Origin of the sequence: Fulvivirga imtechensis AK7, from assembly GCF_000331535.1 — a bacterium.
GTDB lineage: Bacteria > Bacteroidota > Bacteroidia > Cytophagales > Cyclobacteriaceae > Fulvivirga > Fulvivirga imtechensis.
The window spans coordinates 1-6,242 of record NZ_AMZN01000177.1 but is presented as its reverse complement, the minus strand read 5'-3'; the positions used below and the strand labels follow the sequence as shown (position 1 = coordinate 6,242).

Below are 6,242 nucleotides of genomic sequence, written 5' to 3'. Positions count from 1 at the left end.
AACAAAGCTTGGTATGGCTAAAGTATGCTTAACTTAACACTAGCCTAGTTTCTCTAAGAAAAGTCAATGTCTGCGTTACGCCTTGTCCCAAAAATGCTCTCGTACCTCAGAACGCTCCACTTTTGAGGACTTCGTCCCGCCCTTTGTCCCTTTGTAGGGAACGTTTTCTTAAAGCCACTACTTAGCTACATTAAAAGCTATGATAAAAAAAGTAAGCGCATCATTTAGCAATACTTAGTGCAGTGTAGGACATAATCAAAAATATGAGGCATTAAAAATTGTAACCGAACGGAATTTAATAAAGCATACCCAAAACTCTTTTAAAGTACGAAGTCTTTATGGTGCTTAAAACTCAAAAAAAATAATAATTTACTTTGTTTGGTTAGGAATCCTAACTAATATTGTGTTATCGTTTAACTTTAACATCAAAAACAATGAAAAAAGCAGTATTCTATCACGCTGGATGTCCGGTCTGTGTAAGTGCAGAGTCAGACATCGTTAACATTATTGATCGTACCAAATTTGATCTTGAGGTGGTTCATTTAGGAGAACATCGGGAGTTGATCAGCATGGCTGAAGCGGCCGGAATAAGATCGGTGCCCGCGCTACTACTGGATGATAATGTACTCCACATCAATTTTGGAGCAAGTATTGATGATGTTAAAAATTCATAAGTCATGCAAAAGTATATTTTCACTCTCGCTGTGGCTTTTATGCCCACTTTTTGCCTTGCTCAATCTAATGGCGATGAATATAAGAGTTCTAAGGACTTACAGATCACCCACGCGGAGGTTCAGTATCTTGAAGATCTTGAGCTTTTGGTCTTTCAGGTAAAAGTAGCAGGCGAGGCAGGCAAAACCGTACCTAAAGCAGTCGGTAAAATGGATGGTGCACCTGTTTTAGGTTACGTGTTTCCTACTACCTTAAATGCTACTGATGTAGGTTTTAGCGCTACCGAAGGTATTGTGGCCCTGGCGGTTACATCGCATCCTGACTTTGACGATACTCCTTTATGGGATGAGAACAATGACCGGAATTATGCGAATGATGGCGTAGTTTTCCATACGCATTGGGTTGTACTTCATGAGGATAAAAGAGTTGCAGGGGGCTTGGCCGTAAAGCATTATAAGAAAACCGATCAGGTGGTGTTACCCCCAACCAATCCGGGAATGCCGATGTATATGGATTCACCAGGTTATGGGGTTGTGTTGAAAGGGCAAACTTTAAAAGTGTTGGTGCCCGCGCAGAGGATAAATTATCAAAAACACTTCAACTATGATGCTGTGACTGCATTTATGAAAGTAAATGCTTCCGATGAAAGCAGGCCGATGCTAGGAGTTTATGAAGTATACAGTGTGTTGTCAGGCAATCTGTCTTTGCCTTACACTGTAAAATAGTTGAAGTATAAAAAAATTTGATTCTTATAGTTAGGATTCCTAAATTTATAATAATGGAAATAGCTGTTTTCGATACATATGTAAAAAAAAGAGAAGGAGGGCTGATGCATTTTGATATCTTAGTGCCCATGCAAACCGAATTGGAAAGCGTTTTATTGTTTGGTAAAAAATATCTGCGGGAAAAAGGCCAGGAAGGGCAGCCAATTACTTCCAGCGAGTGTAAGTTTTGCCATATTGAGAAGGCGTCACCGGAGGTCGAGCATGAAGTAAATGCAAACGGTTTTCATATAATTGAAATGCAGGGGTGTTAGCCCCTGTATTTATAAATTTGCCTAAAATTGATTATGGATCAGGATTTTTATAGCTTGCTTAAGGAGGCGGTAGACAGGCAGAGATATATTAAACTTCAGTATTTCACTGATATTCGGGAATTTATTACCACTATGTCGGTGGCAAAGGCCTTGTCTTCTGAAAGAAATAAAGGTGAATACCTGACATTAGCATCGGGAGAGGAGATCCGTTTGGACGGCATTGTGAGGATTGACGACACCGTAGCACCTCAGTACAAAGATATTATGGATTTTACCTGCGATTGCTAAATGAACATTTTTGACCCTTTGGATCAGAACATTAAGAAGGATGTGAAAATTGTTGCAGCCCTGGAGAGGATTTCGCATGCTTTTAAAGTGTTGCAGTTGCGGGAAGGCAAGGACCGACAGTTGAGTCCAATCCAGATCCAGATCATGTTTTTTATCCAGTTTCACGCAGCGGAACTATGCACCGTCAGCCACCTTGCCCGTGAGTTTGATCTTACGAAAGCCACCGTAAGTGATGCGGTTCGTGTTTTGCTGCAAAAAGGGTTGGTTGAAAAAACCATGGACAGCACCGATAGCCGTAGTTATTACATAAAACCCACTGTGGAGGGACAGCGGGAGATTAACAATATGAAAGATTTTGGAATGCCTGTGCTCAAATCTCTTAAAGGTCTTTCCACGGATGAAAAGAATAACCTTCTAAACGCGCTCTTTGAGATTATCCGTCACCTCAATAAAGCCGGTGTCATATCGGTGCAGCGTATCTGCCATAATTGTGCGTTCTATGAGAAAAAGGAAGGACAGCACTTCTGTAATCTACTCAAGTCAGGACTTGCCGATGCTGACATAAGAATGGACTGTCCGGAATTTGTTGCTGGTAATTAAGAAAACACCAATGTCTGCGTTATGCTTGTCCCAAAAATACTCACGTACCTCAGTACGCTCCGCTTTTTGGGACTTCACAAGCCTTGACCTTGATGTTTTCTTAAAGCCACTTAGGGTTTCTTATAGACACTGATTAGTTGCGGGTCACGGGAGTATTGTCACTGGTTGCTTCTATGTTGTTGGGTTCTTGTTACTGGTGTCCTGTTTGATGCTTGAGGTTTTGTTAATGGTATATGTAGTTTGTTTATAGCTTGAAGTTTAAAGCTCAATGCTCAATGCTTGAAACAGAGATGGGTAAAACTGGAAATTTACTTGTTATTTTTCAGTATCCAACTATCTGATTTTCAGTAGGGTATTTATAGTCCAAAGATCCGAATCCTGCCGCCCCGGCTTTTTCAGTTCGCAGTTTCCCGTTCTTAGTCTCACTATTTTTTGTATTCCAACCGTTGGCAGCAATTGAGAAAAAAAGGTTTAATTATTTGCGTAACATTTGTGTTACATATATATTTGTGTAACACAAATGTTACATATTATGAAAAGAAGCATAAACCTCGATTGGTTTTATCCTTACCCGGTGGAAATTATTTGGGATTGCCTGACAGATGCGGAAAAGTTAAAAGAGTGGAGTTCTCTGCATAAAACTGTCGAGTTTCGAGCCGAAGTTGGTTTTGAGTGGATGGAGCAGCAGAAGCCCAGGAAAGGGTGGGATGGGAAGATGTATTTTAAAGTCTTAGAGGTAGCACCCTGTGAAAAACTGGTTTACTCATTCAAAGGTGGTCCGGCTCCCGGCATTATAACGCTGGACACAGTGGTGACTTACAGGCTGGAGTCAACTAATGGCGGAACACAACTCTATTTGGAGCACACTGGATTTGAAGGGTTAAAAGGGGTGATGACGAGCTTCATTATGCACAGGGGCTGGATTAAATTTTTCGCTAAAAGACTAATGATATATCTAAAGCAACAGACTCATGAACATAGCAAATTATGATAGCTTTTTAGCCATAGCCGATCCACATAGAAGGGAAATATTAATGATGCTGTCTAAGGAAAAGCTACCTATGAACTCAATAGCCGACAGGTTTGATATAAGCAGACCCGCTATTTCCAGGCATGTGAGGGTACTGCATGCCACCGGCTTCATCGACATTGAAGAAAAAGGCAGGGAAAGAATATGTATGCTCAACCAGGCCGGCTTTAATGAAATCCAGGACTGGATGGACCACTTCGAGAAGTACTGGATATCTCAATTACAAAGCCTTGATGAATTTTTAAAAAAGAATGAATCAATAAACAACAAGAAAGAATGAAAACAATTGAAATGATCTCAATTCCTGTAAAAGACCAGGAACAAGCCAAGGAGTTTTATACCGAAAAAGCAGGGTTTGACCTTATCTATGAAGGCTGCACACCGGACAACCGGAAGTGGATACAAGTGGGGCTTCCGGGTAATAGTGTCTCCTTTACGCTTGTTTCGGGTGAAGAGCATGCTGCCCCCGGAACATTGAAGGGTACAATAATTTTAACCGATGATATTGCCAGAGAAACCGAGATTCTGCAGAGCAATGGAATAGATACTGAGAGAATACTGGAACTGCCCTTTGGTAAAATATCTTCTTTTCAGGACCCGGATGGAAATCAATGGGTGCTGAAAGAAGCGCCACAAAATTAATTGAGAATGACGCTCAACAGCTTTTACTCAAAGAAAAATAAAAAAGGCAGGTCGGCAGAGTTTATCCATGCCGGCCTGCTCAAATTTGGACAAAGTTTGGCAGTATGATCGAAATTTTTAAAACTAATATATCCACAAAAGAGGAGGCTGATTATTTCGCACAAATTTTGAATAATACTCTCCCTGACTACCGGATTAATTTTGACCTGGAGGATTGTGACAGAATATTGCGTGTAGAAAACCGCGACATCAACGCAAATGCCGTGATAGGCGTTTTTCATTCACATAACAGGTATTGTGAGCTTTTAGATTAATCATCAAGAATTCGTGGTGGCACGAAATTAGTTGGCAATCGGCAGAAGCAGTAAGCAAAACGTGGTTCCGGAATTCAGTGATCGGTAACTGGTGAAGCAGTGGTATACTTTCATCAGATGAGTGTCTTCACAAAGCAAATCTCAGCCGATTAATGATTCGGGGAAGTCGGAAGTTTGAAGTTCGAAGTCGTAACTCCAAACATCGAACACTAAACATCAAACACCAACATCAAAACATCAAACAAACCCAACCAGCCACCAGAACCCAGCCACCAGAACCCAGCCTGTCGTAATTGACCCTTTACAATGTCGGAATTGCACAGTATAGCTCTTAGTTGTGGATCGTACCTTTGTTTTAACCAACAATTAATAAGAAAATGGCTTCAAAGGAATTACTTCAGGCGCAGTTTACAGATGCTACAGACGAATTACTAAGAATGCTCCAATCTCTTACTCAGGAAGAGCTGAACACCGTCCCTTTCGAGGGTAGCTGGACAGCAGGTCAGTTGGGTGAGCATTTGTTGCGTGCCTATGGAGTGACAGAGGTACTCAAGGGTGCGGTTGAGCCAACACAGCGGCCCCCCGATCAAAAAGTGGAGGAGGTGAAACAGCTTTTTCTGGATTTTAATATTAAAATGAAATCTCCGCAGGCAGTTCTGCCACAGGCATCAACTAATGATAAGAATAAACTGATCCCGGCGTTGAAGATTAGGGTAGAAGAAATGGCAGAGGTGCTCGAAAATTATGATCTTTCTATGACCTGTAAAGAGTTTGCTATACCTGAATATGGTCCATTTACACGCTTGGAATGGCTTTGGTTTAATACTATTCATACACAGCGGCATATACATCAACTGAAAAATATTGTTAAGAGTTTAAGAGTGGTAACACCTGAAGACAGAAAGTAATGTTCAATTAAAAAAACAGTCATGTTTAAATATAAAGAAGCATTTAGTGGGTTTTCGGTCGATGACCTGGAAAAGGCCCGGGCATTCTATAGAGACACCCTTGGATTGACCGTTAAAGATAGTTCCATGGGACATTTGGAGCTGCATCTCACAGGAAATGGACCTATTCTTATTTACCCCAAGCCAAACCATCAATCTGCTACCTTTACTATTCTCAATTTTGCAGTTGCGGATATCGAAGAGGCGGTGGATGTCTTAATTGAAAAGGGGATACGATTTGAACAGTATGACGATCCAATCAAAACTGATGAAAAGGGAATATGTCGCAATGATCAGGGGCCTGCTATCGCCTGGTTTAAAGATCCGGCAGGAAATATCTTGTCGGTGTTGGAGGAATGAAACGATTAATACTAACGCGTGAACTGGTTAAGGAGCCACCAGAGGTGGTAAGTGGAGTTGGATCATCGGGGTCAGCGATGTAGGGATGCTATGTCTTCAGTTTTTCCACCTCCGGCTTTTGGCCACCTCCGCCAGCGGAGGACAATGCTAATAAAGTCACGATGATTTGATTCAACATTTTTCCCCTTTGGAGGGGCCACAAAGCTATGAAGTTAAGAAAAATCTCTTCTAGGAAGCACGGTCATCTCGACCCCAAGGGAGAGATCTATGCATTTTCAAAGCAGTGACTTTGTGCATAGATCCTCCCAGGTACCAATGACAAGTTTTTACTAGATTCTGATAATCAATGAATT

General features: G+C 41.3%; 11 protein-coding genes. All 11 read left to right on the top strand.

The window, feature by feature from the left end:
* Positions 1-434: 434 nt before the first annotated feature.
* On the top strand, positions 435-674 hold the full coding sequence (locus tag C900_RS27615; RefSeq protein ID WP_009583799.1) for a thioredoxin family protein: 240 nt from the start codon (positions 435-437) through the stop codon (positions 672-674).
* Between the two features lie 3 nt (positions 675-677).
* Positions 678-1,397, top strand: a complete 720-nt coding sequence (locus C900_RS27610; RefSeq protein ID WP_009583797.1) for a hypothetical protein — start codon at positions 678-680, stop codon at positions 1,395-1,397.
* A 53-nt stretch (positions 1,398-1,450) separates the two neighbouring features.
* Positions 1,451-1,708 (top strand): DUF2024 family protein, encoded by a 258-nt coding sequence (locus tag C900_RS27605; RefSeq protein ID WP_009583795.1) that lies wholly within the window; start codon positions 1,451-1,453, stop codon positions 1,706-1,708.
* A gap of 33 nt (positions 1,709-1,741) precedes the next feature.
* Positions 1,742-1,996: a hypothetical protein gene (locus C900_RS27600; RefSeq protein WP_009583794.1), complete on the top strand. Its 255-nt coding sequence runs from the start codon at positions 1,742-1,744 to the stop codon at positions 1,994-1,996.
* The gene (locus C900_RS27595; RefSeq protein WP_009583793.1) at positions 1,997-2,596 is read left to right on the top strand and encodes a MarR family winged helix-turn-helix transcriptional regulator; all 600 of its coding nucleotides are present in this window, start codon (positions 1,997-1,999) and stop codon (positions 2,594-2,596) included. It abuts the gene before it with no gap.
* A gap of 532 nt (positions 2,597-3,128) precedes the next feature.
* Positions 3,129-3,587 carry an SRPBCC family protein gene (locus C900_RS27590; protein WP_009583792.1) on the top strand — a complete coding sequence of 153 codons (459 nt, stop codon included), beginning with the start codon at positions 3,129-3,131 and terminating at the stop codon, positions 3,585-3,587.
* Positions 3,568-3,906, top strand: coding sequence for an ArsR/SmtB family transcription factor (locus tag C900_RS27585; protein ID WP_009583791.1), 339 nt, complete (start codon positions 3,568-3,570; stop codon positions 3,904-3,906). The genes C900_RS27590 and C900_RS27585 overlap by 20 nt, the downstream gene beginning before the upstream one ends.
* Positions 3,903-4,268 carry a VOC family protein gene (locus C900_RS27580; RefSeq protein WP_009583790.1) on the top strand — a complete coding sequence of 122 codons (366 nt, stop codon included), beginning with the start codon at positions 3,903-3,905 and terminating at the stop codon, positions 4,266-4,268. The genes C900_RS27585 and C900_RS27580 overlap by 4 nt, the downstream gene beginning before the upstream one ends.
* Before the next feature lie 104 nt (positions 4,269-4,372).
* Positions 4,373-4,582 (top strand): hypothetical protein, encoded by a 210-nt coding sequence (locus C900_RS27575; protein WP_009583789.1) that lies wholly within the window; start codon positions 4,373-4,375, stop codon positions 4,580-4,582.
* A gap of 377 nt (positions 4,583-4,959) precedes the next feature.
* Positions 4,960-5,490: a DinB family protein gene (locus C900_RS27570; protein WP_009583788.1), complete on the top strand. Its 531-nt coding sequence runs from the start codon at positions 4,960-4,962 to the stop codon at positions 5,488-5,490.
* Between the two features lie 21 nt (positions 5,491-5,511).
* Entirely contained in the window at positions 5,512-5,889 is a 378-nt protein-coding gene (locus tag C900_RS27565; RefSeq protein ID WP_009583787.1) for a VOC family protein, read from the top strand.
* The last annotated feature ends 353 nt before the right edge of the window (positions 5,890-6,242 follow it).